The 19141-nt window shown below is 62.8% G+C and carries 19 protein-coding genes; 5 read left to right on the top strand and 14 right to left on the bottom strand.

What is annotated here, in order from left to right; genetic code table 11:
- The first annotated feature begins 98 nt into the window (after nt 1–98).
- Nucleotides 99–569 carry a cysteine hydrolase family protein gene (locus BM019_RS29010; RefSeq protein WP_092422317.1) on the top strand — a complete coding sequence of 157 codons (471 nt, stop codon included), beginning with the start codon at nt 99–101 and terminating at the stop codon, nt 567–569.
- 134 nt (nt 570–703) lie between these two features.
- A complete protein-coding gene (locus BM019_RS29005; RefSeq protein WP_092422314.1) occupies nt 704–1606 on the top strand; it encodes an alpha/beta fold hydrolase in 903 nt (300 codons plus the stop codon).
- Here the strand turns inward: BM019_RS29005 and BM019_RS29000 are convergent.
- Complete coding sequence (locus BM019_RS29000; RefSeq protein ID WP_092422311.1) at nt 1592–2584, bottom strand: GlxA family transcriptional regulator; 993 nt, start codon at nt 2582–2584, stop codon at nt 1592–1594. The genes BM019_RS29005 and BM019_RS29000 overlap by 15 nt on opposite strands.
- A gap of 114 nt (nt 2585–2698) precedes the next feature.
- On the opposite strand from BM019_RS29000, the gene inhA reads away from it, so the two are divergent.
- Nucleotides 2699–3385: an isonitrile hydratase gene (inhA, locus tag BM019_RS28995; RefSeq protein WP_092422308.1), complete on the top strand. Its 687-nt coding sequence runs from the start codon at nt 2699–2701 to the stop codon at nt 3383–3385.
- Between the two features lie 89 nt (nt 3386–3474).
- On the opposite strand, the gene darC is transcribed toward inhA, so the two are convergent.
- The 3 genes from darC to darA form a co-directional block, all read right to left on the bottom strand.
- Nucleotides 3475–3732, bottom strand: coding sequence for a 2-hexyl-5-propylresorcinol biosynthesis acyl carrier protein DarC (darC, locus tag BM019_RS28990; RefSeq protein ID WP_139217398.1), 258 nt, complete (start codon nt 3730–3732; stop codon nt 3475–3477).
- A gap of 80 nt (nt 3733–3812) precedes the next feature.
- Complete coding sequence (darB, locus tag BM019_RS28985; RefSeq protein ID WP_007921929.1) at nt 3813–4964, bottom strand: beta-ketoacyl synthase DarB; 1152 nt, start codon at nt 4962–4964, stop codon at nt 3813–3815.
- 7 nt (nt 4965–4971) lie between these two features.
- The gene (gene darA, locus BM019_RS28980) at nt 4972–5913 is read right to left on the bottom strand and encodes a 2-hexyl, 5-propylresorcinol biosynthesis aromatase DarA (RefSeq protein ID WP_092422302.1); all 942 of its coding nucleotides are present in this window, start codon (nt 5911–5913) and stop codon (nt 4972–4974) included.
- A gap of 508 nt (nt 5914–6421) precedes the next feature.
- Between darA and BM019_RS28975 the strand changes: the two genes are divergently transcribed.
- Nucleotides 6422–6826 (top strand): GFA family protein, encoded by a 405-nt coding sequence (locus BM019_RS28975; protein WP_009044831.1) that lies wholly within the window; start codon nt 6422–6424, stop codon nt 6824–6826.
- A gap of 221 nt (nt 6827–7047) precedes the next feature.
- On the opposite strand, the gene BM019_RS28970 is transcribed toward BM019_RS28975, so the two are convergent.
- From BM019_RS28970 to BM019_RS28960, 3 genes are read right to left on the bottom strand one after another with little or no spacing between them, the layout of a single operon-like run.
- Nucleotides 7048–7854: an aminoglycoside phosphotransferase family protein gene (locus tag BM019_RS28970; protein ID WP_092422299.1), complete on the bottom strand. Its 807-nt coding sequence runs from the start codon at nt 7852–7854 to the stop codon at nt 7048–7050.
- Nucleotides 7855–7869: 15 nt separating this feature from the next.
- Nucleotides 7870–8229 carry an ArsR/SmtB family transcription factor gene (locus BM019_RS28965; RefSeq protein WP_092422296.1) on the bottom strand — a complete coding sequence of 120 codons (360 nt, stop codon included), beginning with the start codon at nt 8227–8229 and terminating at the stop codon, nt 7870–7872.
- Nucleotides 8219–8674: an SRPBCC family protein gene (locus tag BM019_RS28960; protein WP_092422293.1), complete on the bottom strand. Its 456-nt coding sequence runs from the start codon at nt 8672–8674 to the stop codon at nt 8219–8221. The genes BM019_RS28965 and BM019_RS28960 overlap by 11 nt, the downstream gene beginning before the upstream one ends.
- Nucleotides 8675–8866: 192 nt before the next feature.
- Here BM019_RS28960 and BM019_RS28955 point away from each other — a divergent pair, with 192 nt between their 5' ends.
- The gene (locus tag BM019_RS28955; RefSeq protein ID WP_062825161.1) at nt 8867–9268 is read left to right on the top strand and encodes a lysozyme inhibitor LprI family protein; all 402 of its coding nucleotides are present in this window, start codon (nt 8867–8869) and stop codon (nt 9266–9268) included.
- A gap of 87 nt (nt 9269–9355) precedes the next feature.
- On the opposite strand, the gene peaD is transcribed toward BM019_RS28955, so the two are convergent.
- From peaD to BM019_RS28920, 7 genes are all read right to left on the bottom strand, one after another.
- Entirely contained in the window at nt 9356–10480 is a 1125-nt protein-coding gene (gene peaD / locus BM019_RS28950) for a quinohemoprotein amine dehydrogenase subunit beta (protein WP_092422290.1), read from the bottom strand.
- A 38-nt stretch (nt 10481–10518) separates the two neighbouring features.
- Nucleotides 10519–10842 (bottom strand): quinohemoprotein amine dehydrogenase subunit gamma, encoded by a 324-nt coding sequence (qhpC, locus tag BM019_RS28945; RefSeq protein WP_092422287.1) that lies wholly within the window; start codon nt 10840–10842, stop codon nt 10519–10521.
- Between the two features lies 1 nt (nt 10843).
- The gene (peaB, locus tag BM019_RS28940; protein WP_092422284.1) at nt 10844–12277 is read right to left on the bottom strand and encodes a quinohemoprotein amine dehydrogenase maturation protein; all 1434 of its coding nucleotides are present in this window, start codon (nt 12275–12277) and stop codon (nt 10844–10846) included.
- Nucleotides 12278–12356: 79 nt separating this feature from the next.
- Nucleotides 12357–13937 (bottom strand): quinohemoprotein amine dehydrogenase subunit alpha, encoded by a 1581-nt coding sequence (gene peaA / locus BM019_RS28935; protein WP_092422363.1) that lies wholly within the window; start codon nt 13935–13937, stop codon nt 12357–12359.
- Between the two features lie 553 nt (nt 13938–14490).
- Nucleotides 14491–15663, bottom strand: coding sequence for an aminotransferase class I/II-fold pyridoxal phosphate-dependent enzyme (locus BM019_RS28930; RefSeq protein ID WP_092422281.1), 1173 nt, complete (start codon nt 15661–15663; stop codon nt 14491–14493).
- A 25-nt stretch (nt 15664–15688) separates the two neighbouring features.
- Nucleotides 15689–17518, bottom strand: a complete 1830-nt coding sequence (locus tag BM019_RS28925; protein ID WP_092422278.1) for a hypothetical protein — start codon at nt 17516–17518, stop codon at nt 15689–15691.
- A gap of 90 nt (nt 17519–17608) precedes the next feature.
- The gene (locus tag BM019_RS28920) at nt 17609–18991 is read right to left on the bottom strand and encodes an MATE family efflux transporter (protein ID WP_009044842.1); all 1383 of its coding nucleotides are present in this window, start codon (nt 18989–18991) and stop codon (nt 17609–17611) included.
- Between the last annotated feature and the right edge of the window lie 150 nt (nt 18992–19141).

Genomic DNA, 19141 nt, shown 5'->3' with positions numbered 1-19141 from the left:
CAATACGCCCCATCGCCTGGCGCCTACAGAAGACAAGCCATTCGCGGCAACGGCGGTTTGCGGGCAGAATAGGCCGCCCGGCCCGCTCAAGGATTCCCATGCGCCAGGTGCTGCTGATCATCGATGTGCAACCCACGTTCAACCCGCCGGACTGGCTGGTGAACGGCATCAACGCCCTGCTCGGCCAGTTGCCCTCGGTGGCCACCGTCGAGCGCCATGACGAAAGTCGCACGCCCTTCGTCCGCCAGCTCGGCTGGCGCCCCGCCGCCGACGACCACAGCCTGGTCGCCGCCGACCGCGTGTTCATCAAGCACGGCTACGCCCCCACGCCAGAGACCATCGCCTACCTGCGCAGCCTGGCCCCGGACCGCGTGCTGGTCTGCGGCATCCAGACCGACACCTGCGTGCTCGCCGCCGGCTTCGCCCTGTTCGACGCCGGCTTGCAACCGACGCTGATCACCGACCTGACCCTGGGCTCGTCACTGGACCGCAGCGGGCAGTTGGGCGTGCGGTTGTGGCAGCACCATTTCAAGCACCTCACGACCAGCGCCGAGCTCGCCTTCCTGTAGCCGCTGGCTGAGGTCTGAAGCATTCGTCAACGCTTCATGCCCAGGGCAAAGCCCACGAATGAAGTCCTGGCCCGACACTGACCAGGCATGCAGTTTGAGCTAAGGTTGCTGCTTTCCCTGTCGCCGGATCCGTCATGAACAGCTCGCTCTCTGTCCAGTACATCCAGACCCCGTCCCTGCGTGTCGCCTACGAACACCACGGCCCCGCCGACGGCGAGCCGGTGATTCTGTTGCATGGTTTTCCCTACGACCCGCGCAGCTACGACGAGATCGCCCCCGAGCTGGCGGCGCGCGGCTATCGGGTGATCGTGCCGTACCTGCGCGGCTACGGCCCGACCCGTTTCGCCGGCCCGGACATCCCGCGTTCCGGGCAACAGGCGGCGCTGGCCCAGGACCTGCTGGACCTGATGGACGCCCTGGAGATCCCCCGGGCCGCCCTCGCCGGTTTCGACTGGGGCGGTCGCGCCGCCTGCATCGTCGCGGCCCTGTGGCCGGAACGGGTGCGCTGCCTGGTAAGCGCCGACGGCTACAACATCCAGGACATCGCCCGCTCGACCCAGCCGCGACCGCCCGAGACCGAGCACCGGCTCTGGTATCAGTACTATTTCCACACCCAACGCGGGGTCGACGGCCTGACCGCCAACCGCCGCGAACTGTGCGCACTGCTGTGGCGACTGTGGTCGCCGACCTGGGATCGCGGCCGCGAACTCTATGATCTGAGCGCGCCGTCGTTCGACAACCCGGACTTCGTCAAGGTGGTGATCCACTCCTACCGGCATCGCTTCATGTACGCGCCGGGCGACCCGAGCCTGGAACATATCGAGCAGGCCCTGGCGCAGCAGCCGCCGATCCGCGTGCCGACCCTCTCGTTGTGCGGCGGCGATGACGGGGTCGGCCCGGCGAGCGAAGAGGACGAAGACATCGGCCTGTTCACCGGCCCTTACCAACGCCGGATCTTGCCCGGGGTCGGCCACAACGTGCCGCAGGAAGCGCCGCACGCCACCTTGCAGGCATTGCTGGAACTACTGGAAGCCTGACTCCCCCTCCGGCGAAAAGCGCTCCCGATAGGCCTGCGGCGTCACGCCGACGACCCGCAGGAAGCTGCGGCGCAGGGTTTCTTCGCTGCCGAAGCCGCACTGCACGGCGATGCGCTTGATCGCCACGCCGCTGTCGCCGAGCAGGCGTCGGGCGCTTTCCACGCGGATCTGTTCGATGGCCCGGGCCGGGGTCTGGCCGGTATCGGCGCGGTAGTGGCGGACAAAGCTGCGTTCGCTCATGCCGGTCCGCTCGGCCAGGGCCGGGATGTTCAGCTCGCGACCGAGGTTTTCGGCGATCCAGGCGTGCAGGTCGTCAAAGCGGCTGCCCTGTTTTTGCAGGGCCAGGGTCGCGCTGAATTGCGACTGGCCGCCCGGGCGCTTGAGGAACACCACCAGTTGCCGGGCCACGTCCAGCGCCATGGCGTGCCCCAGGTCCGCCTCCACCAGCGCCAGAGCCAGGTCGATACCGGCGGTGACGCCGGCCGAGGTCCACACCGGCCCCTCGTTGATGAAGATCGGGTTGGCTTCCACCCGCAGCTGCGGATATTGCCGCGCCAGTTGCTCGCAGCGGGTCCAGTGGGTGACCACCCGGCGCCCGTCGAGCCAGCCGCTGGCGGCCAGCAGGAACGCCCCGGTGCACACCGACGCCACCCGCCGCGCCAGCGCCGCCTGCTGGCGGACCCAGGCCACCAGCGCCGGATCTTCCGCCGCGGCGTACACGCCCCAGCCGCCGGCGATGACCAGGGTGTCGCAAGGCGTGCCCGGCGCCGGCAAGGGCTCGGCCAGCAGCACCAGCCCGGCCGAGGTGGTCACCGGCCCGTCGCCCGCGGCGATCACATTCACCGCGTAGGGCAGCGGCAGGCCTTTGTGCCGCGCCAGGTCGTTGGCCGAAGCAAACACCTGCAGCGGGCCCGTGACGTCGAGTACCTGGGCGTTGGCGAAAGTCAGTACATGAACGGTTCTGGCGGTCTGGGACATGATTGGCGTAAATCGTGGGTAGGTTGGCGTATTCGCCAAAGCCTAGGGCGCTAGAGTCGAACCGTCCAGCCACATAAGAGCGGACACCTTCGAACTTCTCCAGGGAGAGACCCCATGACGCTGCAGATCGGTTTCCTGTTGTTCCCCAACGTCCAGCAACTCGACCTGACCGGCCCCTACGATGTGCTCGCGTCGCTGCCGGACGTGCAGGTGCATCTGGTCTGGAAGGCGCGCGGGCCGGTCACCGCCAGCACCGGCCTGGTGCTGCAGGCGACCACCAGCTTCGCCGATTGCCCGCCATTGGACGTGATCTGCATCCCCGGTGGCGCCGGTGTCGGGCCGTTGATGGAAGACCCGCAGACCCTCGACTTCATCCGCCAGCAGGCGGCGCAGGCGCGTTATGTCACCTCGGTCTGCACCGGCTCCCTGGTGCTTGGCGCCGCCGGGCTGCTGCGGGGCAGGCGCGCCACCACCCACTGGGCCTACCACCATTTGCTGGAGGCGCTGGGGGCGATCGCGGTACAGGAACGCGTGGTGCGCGATGGCAACCTGTTGAGCGGTGGCGGAATTACCGCCGGGATCGATTTTGCCCTGACCCTGGCCGGCGAACTGTTCGGCGATGCAACGGCGCAGCGGGTCCAGCTGCAACTGGAATACGCCCCGGCTCCACCTTTCACGGCCGGTAGCCCAGAGACAGCGCCCAAAGCGGTGGTAGAGCAAGCCCAGCGGCTCGCGGCGAACGCCATCCAGCAGCGCGGCGAGATCGTCGACAGGGTCGTGGCGCAGTGGCGGCAGGCCTGAGACGGCGCTTACAGAAGCTGAAGAAAGATGCGGACCAGAGCAACCTTATCGGCCAGCTGAGCCCTGGCCGCATCTTCGATGAACCGGCGTCAGGCCGGGACTGCTTGCTCACTGGCCTGTCGCAGGTAGTCGACCACCTGCTGCACGGTCTGCAGGCCATCGGCTGCATCGTCCGGGATCGTGAGGTCGAACTCGGCCTCCAGGGCCGACACCAGTTCCACCCGGGCCAGCGAGTCTGCTCCCAGGTTCTCGACGAACGAGTCCTGGTTGCCGATCTGCGCCAGGTCGACAGCCAGTTCGGTCGCCACCACTCTTTTCACGCGTTGTTCGAGGTTTTCCATGTTCATTCCCTTGCAGTTGGATGCGTACCACGAAACAGTGGCCGACCCACGCCGGCCACCGGGTTCTTGCGCCTTGGCGAGGCGCGTCAGACCACCGTCAGGTGCATGAAGCCGCCGGAGAAGCGCCCGCTTTCCGGGACGAAACACAGCACGCGCTGCCCCTTGTGCAGGCGTCCGGACTCCAGCAGCTCATGGATCATGATGTAGATCGACGCCGAGCCGGTGTTGCCGCGCTCGGACAGGTTGGTGAACCAGCGCTCCTGGGGAATCGCCAGTTCGGTGTTTTCCAGGCACTCGGCAATCGGCTTGCGGAAGTATTCCGATGACATGTGCGGCAGGAACCAGTCGATGGCCTCGGGCGACAGGTTGCGCTTGATCATCACCTCCTTGAGCGGCTTGCCGAGGGTGTACTTCACCACGTTCTCGTTCAGCAGCCGCACGTCCTGCTTGATCGCGAAGATCGAGCGCGAGGCCCACTCCTCCGGGGTCAGCAGCTTCCAGCCGATCAGGCTGTCGTCCTCGGCCTTTTCCGCGCCGGCGTACATGCAGGTCGGTAATTCGTTGGCGTAGGAGAAGATGTCGATCCAGTCGATGCGCAGCGACAAACCTCCGGCCCGTGGCTGGTTCTCGAGCAGGAAGGCCCCGGCCCCGTCAGACAGCATCCAGCGCAGGAAATCCTTATCGAAGGCGATTTCCGGACGGGCAGCCATCTGCGCCACCAGCGCCTCGTTTTCCGCATCGAAATTGCGCGCATGCAGCACCGGCGAAGGCACCTCCGAGGCGGTGGCCACGGCATTGCGGCTGGCCCCCGCAAGCACCGACAGGTAGGCGTATTTCAGCGCGGTGAGGCCCGCCAGGCAGATGCCGGCGGTGGACACCACCTCACAAGGCTTGTTGCCCAGTTCGCCATGCACCATCACGCCATGGTTGGGCATCAACTGGTCCGGCATGGTGGTGCCGGTGGACAGGCATTCCATGGCGTCCAGGGTAAAGCCGTCGCCCACCAGGCCCTTGATTGCCTCGGCGGTTATTTGCGCGTTAGTGAAACGGGGAATACCGGTCTGCGGGTCCAGCACATAATAGCGCTGCTTGATTCCGTTATTACGCAGCACTACTTGCCGAGACCGTGAAGGTCGCCCGCCCACATACCCGAGAATGCTCTCCATCGTATCGTTATCCACTGCCTCTCCCGGCATATAAGTGGATGTTTTCGTGATATAGACAAACAATTCACTCATGATGATTTCACCCTTCGGATTCAAGATTTAGTTGCGAACCGGACGGCTGTTCGTAATAACGCTGTAACTTATCGAGACGCGCCCGGATAAAGGGATGAAGCAAACGGCGTAACACCAGTGAAACAGGCAGGACAGTCAAGATGACCAACAATAGATAAACGATGAACAGGCACAGCAAGAGTCGCCGTAGCCATTGCCCATACTTGCCGAAGCGGCAAATTATTCCCGACCAGAACTTGAAGCCTCTATAGGCCGCCCGCTCGCTGAGTATCAGCCCGGGGTTGACGGTCGCCGCCCCCAGCCCTGCCAGCATCGGCCCGTCGGCTTGCTCTTTATTGGCCTGCAGGGCGGCCTTTAATGCCCGCCCGAAACGTGCGGCGCCCTGGACATCCTCGGCGCTGATCCCGGCCTTGGGCAGGCCGAGGAATGACTCGCGGCTGCCGGTGAACATCCAGCGCGGCGTGGTAATCAGGGTGGCGAAGGTATTGGCCCGGTCGGTCAGCACCACGTTGTCGCGCAACCGCGCGCCGGCCTCGTGCAGCAAACGCTTGACCGCCTCCTGGGCCATCAGCCACATGTTGCGGCAGGCGATCACCGTGACCACCGGGCGCCCGGCCAGCAGGCGCTTGCCTTGCGCGCTCTTGAGAAACGCGGTGATCAGCGGCGACGGCGACAGATACCAGACCTGGTACGCCAGGATCACCAGGTCGAAGGGCCCGGGATGATCGGTATGCAGCGGTTCGATGGCCGGCGGGCTGAGCTGCACGGTCTCGGGAAACACGTCGAAAAACCGGCCCACTGGCCAGGGAAACGGATAGGCGACCCGGGGCTTGAGCACCACTTCATGCACCTTGACCTCCCGCGTCGAACGCAGGGGCGAGATCAGGCTTTCGACCACGTCGTTCAACTGACCGCTTTGCGAATAACGAACCACAAGAACATGTTTCATAAGTGCGGGGACCTTTGGCTTTTCAACCACACAGACACGCCAGAGATTCACTTGAATGTGAACTTCAGCATAAAAGGCAGTTTTTATAAGTTGGGCACGACGAGAAAGACGCGCACTGTATTCGTGGCTGGTCGAACTTAAAAAACAAAACATGATGCACGATAAAAACAGCAGCACCCGGAGCAGTGGCCTGGTGACGAACTGAAACCGGAAATCGCCCACCCCGCATGACAAATACTTTCTGCCTGTTTTTGACAGAAAGAACCTGTAGTGGGACAGAACCCGTCTTCTGGTTGAAACTGTATCTGCAATCGGACGCTTGTAAACCTACCAACTCTGGTAGGCCCTTCGCGCTACCCAACGGACGAACTTACATGCTCTTATCGGAACTTTTTTTATTTAAGCAGGGCACATTCAATACTGGCTACTGGCCTTAATCAAAAAGTTTTCCCGCTAATGTCCGGGCAGCTTCTACACTCTGGCCCAGCCTTCCCTCAGGAACCTTGCCATGCACAAGACTTACACCGGCAGTTGTCATTGCGGTGCCGTGCGCTATGAAGCCGAGATCGACTTGAGCCAGGGCACCAACAAGTGCAATTGCTCGATCTGCAGCAAGACCCGCAACTGGAACGCGATCATCGCCCCCAAGGCCTTTCGCCTGCTCAGTGGCGAACAGGCGCTGAGCGACTATCGGTTCAACAGCGGCAATACCCATCATCTGTTCTGCAAGCATTGCGGCGTGCGCCCCTTCGGGCGCGGTCATGTGCAGGAGATCGGCGGCGACTATGTCGCGGTGCAAGTGATGACCCTGGATGACATCGACCTGCAGGAACTGCTTGCGGCCCCGGTGCACTATGCCGACGGGCGCCATGACAACTGGGGCAACGTGCCGGAGGAAACCCGCCACCTCTAGCTTTTCCACAGGCAAAAAAAACCCCGCCGAAGCGGGGTTTCTTCAAGACCATTACGACATCCTGTCGCTGCATCCTTGCACATGGTCGGTCATCCATGACCCTGAGCGCGTCCTGCGCTGCAGTTGGTGGGTGAAGATTAAGCCTGTCGCCCAATCGGCAACAGGCGAGATAGCAGCCAGCGCATGTAAGCCTTTCGCCATAGATCGACCTGCCAAAACCCCTAGGCCGCGTCTTCCAGAGCGTGGATGGCCAATTCCGCCACTTGCAGTTGGTGTTCCGCGCTGGGTACGTCGCCGTCCTCCAGGAACCAGGCGGCGGACAGCCCGGTATAGGCCAGCACCCATTGCAGCAGGCGCTTGCGCTCCAGCCCGGCGGCCTGGGCGATGACCTCGACCTGGCGGGTGAAGCGCCGCGGATCGCTGCTGGTCGCCAGGTCCGGGTTGCAGATCAGGTTGGCGAAATCGAAACCGCGCTCGCCCATGACCCGCTTGGGATCGATCACCAGCCAGCCGCGGTCCTCGAAATCCAGCACATTGTCGTGATGGATATCGCCGTGCAGCACCACCTGTTCCCGAGGGGTAGCCAGCAGTTCATCGGCCGTGGCCAGGCAGCGCAGGAAAACTCCACCCTCGCGCCGGGCGGCCGGGCGCAGGGCCTTGAACCATTCCTGCAGGCTCAACAGCGGCGGCAAGGGCGTCGCGCGTAGCGCATGCAGGCGTGCCAGGCTGGCGCAGACGATCCGGCTGACCTCGTCGTCTTCGCCGGCCAGGGCCATCTGCATCAGCGAGCGCCGACCCATGGCCCGCTCCATCAACAAGGCATCGCCGTGGTGTGCGTAGACCCGGGCGGCGCCCTCCCCGGCCCACCAGACCATCAGGCGGTTGCCGTATTTTTCCTCGTCGTCGAGGGCGATCTTCAGCATCGCCGGCGCATCGTCCAGGCGCACCGGCAACAGGTGGCTGCCAGGGGTGACGATGGGCGCGCCATCGACCTGCAGGTTCCAGCGTTTCAGGTAAAACTCGAACATCCGTGACTCTTTCCGTTATGACTCGACAAAGGCCTGCAATTGACCCAGGGCATGATCCCATTGCTGGCTGATCACCTCCAGCGAGCGCCGGGCCTCGGCCAGCCGGCCCGGTTCGAATGCCCACAGGCGCTCGCGCCCCAGCTTGGCGTCGCGCACCAGCCCGGCCTGCGCCAGCACCTGCAAATGCTTGGTCACCGCCTGGCGGCTGATGTCGGTGCCGAGGGTCAACTGGCTGATCGACAGGGCGCCGCCGCTACACAGAATGGCAACGAGCCGCAGGCGGGTCTCGTCGCCCAGTGCCGCGAAGATCATGGCCGAGCCGTCCAGGGATGCCGCCGCCGGCAGCAGGGATGGGGAAGAAGTATCAGGGGCCAAGGTAGGTCTCGATATTGTTCATCTGCTCGTCCCAGCCGCGGCTGTTCATGCGAAACGCCTTGAGCCGCCGCTCGGGTGGAATGCCATCGAATCCCGACTCAACCACCCGCAGCAAGGTGCCGCCGTCCAGGTCTTCGAGTTCGAATTGCACCAGGGTGCTGGGCTCGGCGGAATAATCCACGCCCGGCTCCACCGCATAAGGGTGCCAGCTGAAGGCGAACAGATGTTCGGGCTCCAGCCGCTCCACCAGCACATCCCAGATCAGGTGTTCATACCCGGGATAGGTAATCTGCCCCCGGGTCCGTTGCCCGACGACAAAACGCTGGCCCGCGAGCGCCACGCCGAACCAGCTGCCGAACGCCTCGGCATTCGCCAGCGCGGCCCAGACGCGAGAACGGGTTGCCTTGAGCAGGATCTTTCTTTCGATGCGATCTGATGAGTTCATGGGTCACCTCCAGTGATCAAACCCTAGCTCGCCCTGGCAGAAGAGCAACCTTTAAGTTGCATTTTTCCGCAAAGACGGACACGCGGTCGTCGTCAGGGCTAGGATGCAGGCCAAAGAGCTGTCGCCAACCAGAACCGGGCGGCCCGCAAAACGTCCTTGATGCCCCCTTGATCGTCCATCGCGAGAATCACCATGAACTCACGCATTTTCCTGGCCCTGGCGCCCCTTCTGCTCACCCCGCTGGCCCAGGCCGCCGACTGTGCCAATGCCAGCACCCAGGCCGCCATGAACCAGTGCGCCGCCGAGCAGCACAAGGCGGCGGACAAGGAACTGAATACGCTCTACCAGCGCATCACCCAGCGCCTGAAGGACAACCCGGACGGCAAGAAGCTGCTGGTCGGCGCCCAGCGCGCCTGGGTGGCTTTTCGGGATGCGGAATGCGGGTTCGCCGCCTCCGGGGTGGCCGGTGGCAGCGTCTATCCGTTGATCTACAGCAACTGCACCACCGACCTGACCAAGGCCCGGGTCGAGGCGTTCAAGACCTACCTCAAGTGCCAGGAAGGCGACCTCGGCTGCCCAGTGCCGGGGAATTGAATCGGCGGCGATCTTTAGATTTTTCGCGAGCAAGCTCGCTCCTACAGGGCGTCGCCGTTCCTGTAGGAGCGAGCTTGCTCGCGATGGCTAGCGCTCGAACACCTGGGCCGTGGTGATCGCCATGTCCCCGCCCGGCAGCTTGATGCTGCCGATCTGCTTCAGGCTGTCGGCATCGAAGATCGCCACGTCGTTGAAGGTCCCGGCCAGATAGATCTTGCTGCCCGCCTTGTTGAACGAAATGCAGTAGTAGGAATGGTCCAGGGTGGCGGCCTGGAGCAGTTTTTTCTGCCGGATGTCGTACTTGGCCAGGCGGTTGAGCACGCCGAACATCAGGTTCGGGTCCTTCGGCGAACGCATGCCGCTGAAGTAGATTTCCGTCAGCGGGCCGAAGTCGGTGGTTTCGCTCTTGCCGGTTTTCAAGTCGATGCTGAACAGGCCGTACAGGTACTCGGCAGTGGCCGGGTCCTGTTTCTTATCCTTGAACCTGGCGGCGGTGTAGAGCAGCGAGAAATCATGGCGCCAGGTCTGCTGGTTCCACACGTAGAGCACGTCCGGCGCGCTGTAGTTCGGGCGTTTCCAGTGGCGGCTGGGGATCAGCACATCGAACTTGCCGGTCTTGACGTCGACCTTGTACACATCCGCCCCGGCCACATACAACGAGCCGTCGTCACCGCTCTGCATGATGGTCAGTTGCCGTGGCGCCGGAAAGCTGCGCACCGGTTTGGCCTTGAGCCCGCCGTCGGTGGCATACACATCCAGCCGCGGCGGCTTGACCTCATAGCGGTCGTTGAGCATCAGCGTCGGGTTGGCCACGGTGTACAGCTCCTTGCCGTCGTGGCTGACGGTGAAGGCGAACATCGAGCGCGCCTTTTCCCCCGGCTGCTGGGTGATGCTGGCGTGGAACACCTGCTTGCAGCTGTCCAGTTCGACGCCATAGACATCGGCGTAATGGTTGTTCAGCACGTAGGCGACCTTGCGGTCCGGCGCCAGCTGCACGGTGCCGGGGCCGAAGGCGTCGGGCATCTTGCAGGTCTTGTACAGCGTGTCGCTGGCCAGGTCGATCACGTGCAGGTTGTTCGGGTAGTTGGTGGTGACCATGTATTCATGGCCGGCGTTGAGGGCCTTGTCACTGTTGTCATCGGCCAGGACGCTGAGGGAACAGGCCCCCAGGACGGCGGAAGCGGCCAGGCCGCAGGCATTGATCAAGCGCATGCTGGAATCCTTCTACTGACCGATTACTTGTCTTTAGGCTATTTATCTTTGGGAAAGACGGTGCCGAGGTTGCGCCAGTTCTCGTTGGAGACCTGGGCGTCCTTGTTCCAGTCGGGGTAGGTGCTCATCATGTCCGGCACCTGGGCCGGCCACCAGCAAGGGTCGGAGCAACCGTAGAGGTCGGCCTCCATCGGCTGGCACAAGGACGACACGCCACCGAAGGCATCGATTTCCCAGCCCGGGTCGGTGGTCGAGGCACAACCGGCCACCGAACTCATGGCGACCACTTCTTCGATACGGTTCTCGTCGGCGGCCTGTTCCAGTTTCTGGGCTTTGTTATTGATCGGCTTGAGATGTTTCATGTCAGTGGGCCTTGCGCGGAGTGATGTAACTGCTGATGAACGCAGGGTTGCGGGCCATGATCCGGCTGTAGACCTCGATGCCGAAATCCACCCAATCACGCATCAGTTCGCAATAGTGATAAGTCGGGTGCGCCGGGTCGCCGTAGCGGGCGTAGCTCTCGTGGTAGCAGCCGCCGGAGCACAGGTTGCGGATGCGGCAGCTGTCGCAGCCGGTGTTGCTGCGGTCCAGGCGCTGGGACAGGAAGTCGTTGAGCTCCATCTGCTTCACCCCGCCCTCGCGCACATTGCCGAAGGTCGGCAGCGATGAGCCGGTAAAGCGGTGGCACAGGTTCAGCTCGCCCTTGTGGTCCACCGCCAGCATCTTCAGCCCGGCGCCACAGGGCAGCGCCTTCTTGTGGCCTTCGTGGATATCGGTGATCAGCTGGTGCAGGTTGGAGAAACCGATATTGCGATGCTCCAGGGCCGCCTCCAGGTAGCGCCGGCCCAGGCGCTTCATGCTGGCGAAGACTTCGATCAGTTCCTCGCCTGTGAGGTTGAAGCTGCTGATATCGCCCGAGGTCACCGGGGCAAACCCGACCTCGGCGAAACCCAGTTCGTTGAACAGGTGGTCCCAGATGGTTTCCACATCGGTGACGCCGGTGGTCAACGTCACCCGCGCGCCGACCGGGCGGCTGTCGTAGCGCGCCAGCAGCATCTGCGCCTTGCGCCGCACCACGTCATAGGTGCCCTGCCCGCCCACGGTGATGCGGTTGCGGTCGTGCACGGTCTTCGGCCCGTCGATGCTCACCGATAAGCCAAAGCGGTGGGCATTCAGGTAGTCCACCGTCTCTTCGGTGAGCAGCGTGGCGTTGGTGGTCATGACGAACTCGACGAACTTGCCCGCCTCGCGAAAACGCTGCTCGCAATAGTCGACCATGTACTCGATCAGCTTGCGGTTGCTCAGCGGCTCGCCACCAAAGAACACCACGGTGAAACGCTCCTCGTCGGGGGATTCCCTGAGCAGCATTTCCACCGAGGCGATGGCCGTCTCGACGTCCATCCTCTTGCCCGCCGAGGGCTTGTCCAGGTCCTCCTTGTAGCAGTAGGTGCAACTCAGATTGCAGCCGGTGTTGACGTTGAGCACCACGGTGTTGATTGCCGTGCGCTCGACCCGCTTGACGGTCCATTCCTCAGTCAGCGGCGAGCCGTCGCTGACTAGTTCCAGGGCAATCAACTCGCGCAGGGTTTCGTTGATTTCCTCGCCGTCGTACTGGCTGGCCAGCCGCTGGATCAGGTCGCTGGAAGAACAGCCCGGCCCGCGCAGGGCATCGATGATGCTGCCGGTCAAGGCATCGCTGGCGAACAGCGAACTGCTGGGGATATGGAACAGCATACGGTCGGCATCGACCTGCACTTCGTGCAGGTTGCGTTCGACCAGATTCAAGATAGCGTCCATTGCAAACCTCCTGTGCCGGCCCCTTTTGGCGGGGGCCCGCGGTCATTCCGAAAGGGTGTCGTCAGTCACGGACCGTGCCTTAGGGGATGGGTGGATTGTTCCAGCGTTGCACGGTGACGATCAGGTGGCCTGCGCCGGTCAGGGATTTTCCTGCGTCGTCGATGGCGGCGATCACCTTGAGGTTGCCGGCGTTGTTGGTGGACATCTTGCGCTGCGGGTTCGGCCCGGCATCGCCCGGAATGAACACGCCGCTGTCGGCCTGCATGGTGCCTGCGAACTTGACGTCCTCGTCTTCCCTGGCGCGCTCGTCGAAGGGCTCGACCTTCCACTGCGCCGGGAACACGCCGATGCGATACGGCTTGCCATCGGCGCCCTTGCCCCAGGCTTCGGCATCGAAGCGGCCCTGGACTTTCGGCGTCGAACCGCCGCCGTCGCCGATCCGCGCCACCGAGAACTCCGGCACCACCTTGACTTCGGAGATGCTGCTGTAGACCGACAGCGTCGGGCCTTTCAGCGTGCCGACGGTGACGTTGCGCAGGCCCGGTTGGGCATTGGCGGCTGCCTTGAGCCGGACCTTGATCCGCTCCGCGCTCTGCTCGATGACTTCGAGCACTTCCACGCCTTTACCGAAGTTCGGCTTGCCGGTGAGGCCGCTGCCGATCAGGGTGACTTCAGCTTCGGCGCCAGCCTTCAGGTAACCCGGCTGCACCGCCAGCAAACGGCTGCTGCCCTGCCTGGCGGCGACGAAGTCCAGGCCGCGCTCGTCGTGCTCGGCCTCGAACATCCGGCCCTGCAATGCATTGCCTTTGGCGGCGAATACCTGGCGCATGCTCACGCCGTCGATGCTGACATTGCCGCGCCATTCGTAGCCGCTGTAGAGGATCGCGCTGCCCTCGCCGTTGAACGGGCTGCCGTCGGCGTACTGGCCCTTGATGCCGACCTTGAAGGTGTCGTTGCCATCGGCAGCGACGCTCATCACCCCGGCCAGTTCGCCCTTGCCCGGCAGGTGGCCGCTGAAGCTCCAGTCGCCCACCAGGGTCTCGGCCTTGGGCGCGCTGGCCAGCCATTTGGCCCAGGCCGGGTTGTCCAGCGGATAACGCTTGGCCAGCAGCGGCACCATCTCTTTGCGCGCCAGGTCGAACCAGTCGCGATCGCGGGACAGCGCCTGGTATTCCAGGGACGGCCATTGGCCAAGGTGGAAGTTCACCAGGCGCTCCCACTCCTGGGCCGGGCGCCGCTGCAGGGCGACCCGCGCGCCGGAGTGGCAACGTCCGCACATCTGGCTGGTTTGTTCGTCGAACTTTTCCACGGTGTTCAGGCGCCGCTCCAGGGCGTAGCGCACGCCGTCGGTTTCGCTCGGCGCCAGGCCCTGGGTGTCGGCCAGGTATTTGACCAGGGTGCGGCGATCGTCGTCGCTGATCTGCAGGCCATGCATGACCTGCATGCGGGCGATGCTCATCAGCCAGCCTTCCGGGGTCTTGCGCTGGTGGCTGATGCGGCTCAGGCCGCCCGCCGTTTCCGGGGTATGGCAGCCCTGGCAGGTTTCCTTGAGGATGGCCTGGGCCTCGCGCGCGGCAAGGCTGGGAGGGGCATGCAAGGCGGCGCAGACCGCCAGCGCCAGCAGGCCGCTGGACGTGCCTGCTCGGAGTGTTCTCTTGATCAAGGTCGGACCTCCACGGAGCTTTTTATTGGCGAGCTTTATTATTGTCGTGCGTCGTTTTCAGGGTTTCTGCCATGCCCGTCGCGCCGGGCATGGAGGCAAGAGAAACGTCTGAAGTCAGCAATACACGGAGCGTGCCAGCTTACAAATGATGTGTTTTATCAAGGACTTGCTGAAGCTGCAGGACGCATCTCCCAGGCAATCGCCGGCTGGCCGCGTTTAATTTCGCGACAACTGTTCCACTCTGAGACGAGACCCGTTCACGCCCCGCGAGAACAGCAGGATCCTGAAAGCTAAGCACAGGAAGGACGCCCACGGGAGCCTGGCCGAACCCGTGGCGTACAGGCGCCGGCGGCGGTCGCAGGGCATGGGGCTTGGGGCGCCAGCGGCGGGTGCCGTGCCGCGCAATGGAGGGTTCTGGAGCTCGCCAAGGAGGCACCAGAAATCATCTTTTTTGTGAAGCCGTCGATCGGGACTCACAAAAAAGATGAGAAAGGCCTGCTGGGCCCTGCGGATGAATGAGCCGCCACCAGCAGGAACGCAGGGGGATGACTCAACCGTTCACGGCCAGCCTGGCCAGGTTCGATTCATGGCAGATGTTGCGCAACAGCGTCAGGCCGTTTTCGAAGACCTGCGCGGGACGGGCGAGCGAGATGCGGATGAAGCGCGAACTCTGGATGCCGCGTTCGTAATAGGCGTGCCAGAAAAAGTGGCTGCCTGGCAGGCAATGGAAGCCGTGGCGCAGAAACTGCTTGATCAGCTCCGCGTCGGTCTTCCCGGTGCGCGAGACATCGATCCACTCCAGCGGCATCGCCGTCGCGCGGCTGTCGGTAATGCAGCGCAGATCGGTACCGGCCAGCAATGCCCTGACCTTGCCGCTGCGCAGCCCGATCTCATGCACCAGCGCCTGTTCCAGGCCCACCGCCGCCGTGCGCCGGAACAGATCGACGAACACCCCCATGACAAAACGCGAATGGCACAGGTAGATCTCTTCGTAGATCTTTTCCAGCCCCGCGGCCAGGTCCTCGGAATAGACGATCATGCTCGACTTCATGTCCTGGGTCGGCCAGGTCTTGCCGGTGTCCTCGATGACCACGAACGAGCCGCCCGCCTTCAACAGCGCGGCATAGTCATTGAAGGGTTGCCTGGTATAGAAACGAAAGGTCGAGTCCACCACCAGCACCTTGTTGCGCCGCTGGCAGTATTCGGCGATGACCTTGAACTGTTTCTCGCGGATCAGGTACCCGGTGGGGTTGTTCGGGTTGACCAGGAACAGGGTATCGAACGCATGCCCGTCCAGCAGCTCGGCCACGTTATCCTGGTCGATGGCGTCGATCATCGCCTGCTCGTTCAGCGGTGACACTTCGCAGCCGCGGCGCTTGAGCATCAGGTACAGGTTGTCGAACGTCGGTTCGATCAGCAGCACCCGCGGGGCCCGCTCGGCCAGGAGTGTCGCGACGATATCGATGGAGTTCGACGCGGTCGGGGAAACCCGGAAGTGCTCGTGGCGCAACAACTCGCTGGAATCGAGCAGGTTGGCCCACTCACACTTGAAAGACTTCTCCATGTCGCGAACCTTGGTTTGATTGCAGTCATACCAAATGTTCGGCAGTTGCTCGACGACCCCCTCCAGCCCGCAGGGCAACTCGTGATAGGCGTGCCCGTCAGCGAAGCTGCAGGCTGAGTTCAGGGCCAGGTACTCGTGATCGGTCAATGTAGTCGACATAACACCTCCTTGTGAACGTTGACCCCTAGGGCAACGTGATTTTCAGGCCGCTCACGATCCCGGACAGGTTGTTCCCGAAGGATTCGAAGAACGGTATGAGTCCGTGGGGCATCGCCTGATAGATTTCCATTCCTTGGTAATAGCGACGTAGATAAGCAGGCGTCACCGGTAGCCCGACATGACGAATCGCCTGGGCTATGAACTGTTTGGGCACATTGTTGTAGGTGGCCTTGCAGTTGATGTAATAGGCACTCAGGCCACAACGCCTGGCGAACCCGGCGACACTGCCGAGGATGTCCAGCACCCGTTCTTCCGACTGCAACAGGCGACCGCCACCCTCGACGCCATCGAGCAACAGGCCCGGCGTCCCCTCGACATCCGCCACCGCAATCAGGTTGAGCCGGCCGATGCGTCGCCCCTGGTACCAGACATACAGCCGGCACAGGTTCGGTTCGACCAGGTAACCCGGGGCATTGTTGACGGCGTAATCGCCAATGCCGGTGCAGGAATAAAACTCGTCGGAGCGGCTGTAGTCCTGCCAGGGGTTCCTGTTCCAGGTGCTGATGAACACCCGCTGCCTGGACTGCCGATCACGCAAAGCCTGGCGATCGTGGTCGTCCAGATAGGTCCGGATACTGGCGATATCCTCGGGCACCGGCGATCCGTCACCGCCCTGGGGAAACGCCGCATCGATCATCAGTCGCAGGCGGTTTTCGCTGTACTCGGCATGCCGGTCGAACAGCGCCTTGTTCTGGTAGACCAGGGTTTGCCGGGCCTGCTTGTCGTAGCTCACCTCGATCGCCTGGCCTATCAGCGTCCTGAAGCGGGCGATGCCCATTTCGCCCCCCCAGTAGTCGAACGGCGAGAACCAGGCTCCGGCATAGGCATCGGCGATCTGCATGCGCGCATTGGCGAACGCGGGCTGCTGTTCGAACCAGCGGTTGAAATCATCGATCGACAACTGATGACGCATGTTCTCCAGGGTCTTCGGGTCCATGAAGTTCATGTTGGAAATGATCGCCGAGACCAACCCGCCATCGAACACCCCCGGGGCATCGATATGCGAGGTCAGGCTCGCGCCGTCCAGTTGCTCGACCGTAGCCGTGTCGGCGCGCACCGCGCCGACCTGCGGCAGGCCATTGGCAAGCAGGTAATGGAAATAATCGACACTGGCCTCGGCCAGTTCGTCCAGGCGTTCACGCACCGCCTGGACACTGTGCCGGGCAAATACCCCATCGGCGTTTTCCAGCAGGGCCACCGCGCCGAAACTGCCGTAACGGGTGTGCACTTCGCAGACCAGGGCCGCCAGCGCGTCCAGGTCGGTGGCAGGCAGGTGCCGGCTGTAGTTCTTGATGTGGATGAGCAAGGGCGCGCAGCACGCGCCGAGTGAATCCTTATGGCGCAGCACACAGTCCATGGCGGCCTGATAATAGTCAGTGCCTACCGCCTCCAGGATCGACTCCAGGTCGTCACACAGGGCCGAATCGGCAGTGCCGATCAGGTAGGACAGGCCGCGCGCCGAATGATCCTTGATGGCGAGCAGGAACTCGACGAAGGCCCGCATATCCAGCTGTTGCTTGAGCAGCGGGATCTTCTCGATCAGGTAGGCCGCCACAAAGGCGCTGTTGCGCTCCAGCTCGAGAATACCGGGCAGGAACCACGCCCATTCCTCGCTGTTCAGCTCCAGTACATGACGATGGTGCTTGAGCACGTTGTTGACCAGCACATCGTCACAGGCCGCGATCCGCGACAACAATTGATCGACGGCCATCGCCAGCTCGGTGCCATGCAAACGCTCCAGGCAATCGATCGCGACGTCATAAGCCTCAATGTAAGTAGCCAGTACTTCACGCATACGCACTCCCCCGTACAGACCGGCGATCTTCCGAAAACCTTGATGATGGGTGTCCAGGCCGGGTTCGACCGGCCTGGCGATGAGTAGCCGTCAGTCGTGCACCGAGGTCGCGCACAACAGAGGGCTGTTGGGCCTGGTGACCAGCAGCAGCCGGGCCGCCAACATCACCAGCGACACCAGATGGCTGAGAATCAGCGCCACCCAGAGGCCGACGACCCCCTGGTCCAGGTTGAATGTCAGGTGATAGCCCCCGGCGACGCCGATCACCCAGGCGGTGGTGGTATTGATCAGGAACGGCACCTTGGTGTCTTCCAGGCCCTTCAGCGCGCCGAGCACGATGACCTGCACGCACTCGACGACGATGCTCAGGGCGGCCAGGCCGACGATCAGGTTGAACTGGGTCAGCAGGCCAATGTTCGCCAACTCGTTGACGTTGAAGAACATCGAGGCGACCAGCGTGGAATCGAAAAAGACCACAAAGGCGAAAGGAAACAGAAACAGCATGCTCACCAGGCAAGCCACCACCGTCAGCTTGCGCACCTTGTGCACGTTGCCCAGCGCATGCTCCTGGGCCACACGAATGGCGATGGCTTCCCGCACCCCTTCAACCAGCATGAAGACCGGGTAGATATAGGAAAACACCAGTTGCGCCGCGGCCAGCTCCAGGGTCCCGACTTTCTCGGTAAAGAGCATCAGCACGATGAACATCAACGAAATGACCAGGCTGTTCGCCGAGAGGGGCAGGCCCATCGCCAGGTACTTTTTGACCAGTGCCCAGCGCAGGCTGACCCAGCCGGTGAAGATCGCGTACGTCTTGCCGGACCGGCGATTGCTCAGGGAATACAGCAGGATCTCCGCGCCCAGCATGCCCCAGCTGACCAGGGACGTCGAAAGGCCCGCGCCGTACGCACCCAGCCGTGGAAAACCAAACTCGCCGAGGATCAGCACGTAGGAAATCAACGCTTTGAAAACGCTGGCGAAGAGCGTGATGTAGAAAATCGACGAGAAGTCGGAAACCGCCGCCGAGTGGTCTCGCAAGACGCAGAACAACGCCAGCGGCAAGATCGAGTACACCGCGCCTTGCGCATACTGATCGGCCTGCAGGGCCACCGCCGCGTCGACGTTGAAGGCCATCAGCAGACTGCCAAGGTTCAAGGTCACCAGGACCACCGGCAGGCTGAGCAGCAGGCACATATAGAAGCCGTGCTGCACATGCGCTTCCACCGCCCGCTTGTCTTTGAGCGCGTCGTACTTGGCGGAGAAAACCGCGACCATGCCGATGACGCACAGGCAGATGACATTGGTCGCATCGAAAACGATACGCGCCCCCAGGCCATAACCGGCGATTTCATCGGCACGAAAACGCCCCATGAACACGGAGTCAACGAAGGCCATCATGCTTTCGATCAAATAAACGATCGAAAGCGGCACCGCCACTTTGATAATGCGCCGACCTTCTGCAATCCACTGCATACCTGCATCCTTGATTTAATTCAGCACACACAACAAATAGAGTGTAGCCACCAGCCGCTCGATCGATCTCTCGCCGAAATGAACAAGCCGACCTTCTGATAATTGGTGGAAGAGAGTGAGACTCGAACTCACGACTACCAACTTAAATAG

The organism is Pseudomonas sp. NFPP07 (genome assembly GCF_900115645.1).
Classification (GTDB): Bacteria; Pseudomonadota; Gammaproteobacteria; order Pseudomonadales; family Pseudomonadaceae; genus Aquipseudomonas; species Aquipseudomonas chlororaphis.
This window is presented reverse-complemented; position numbering and strand designations above follow the sequence as displayed.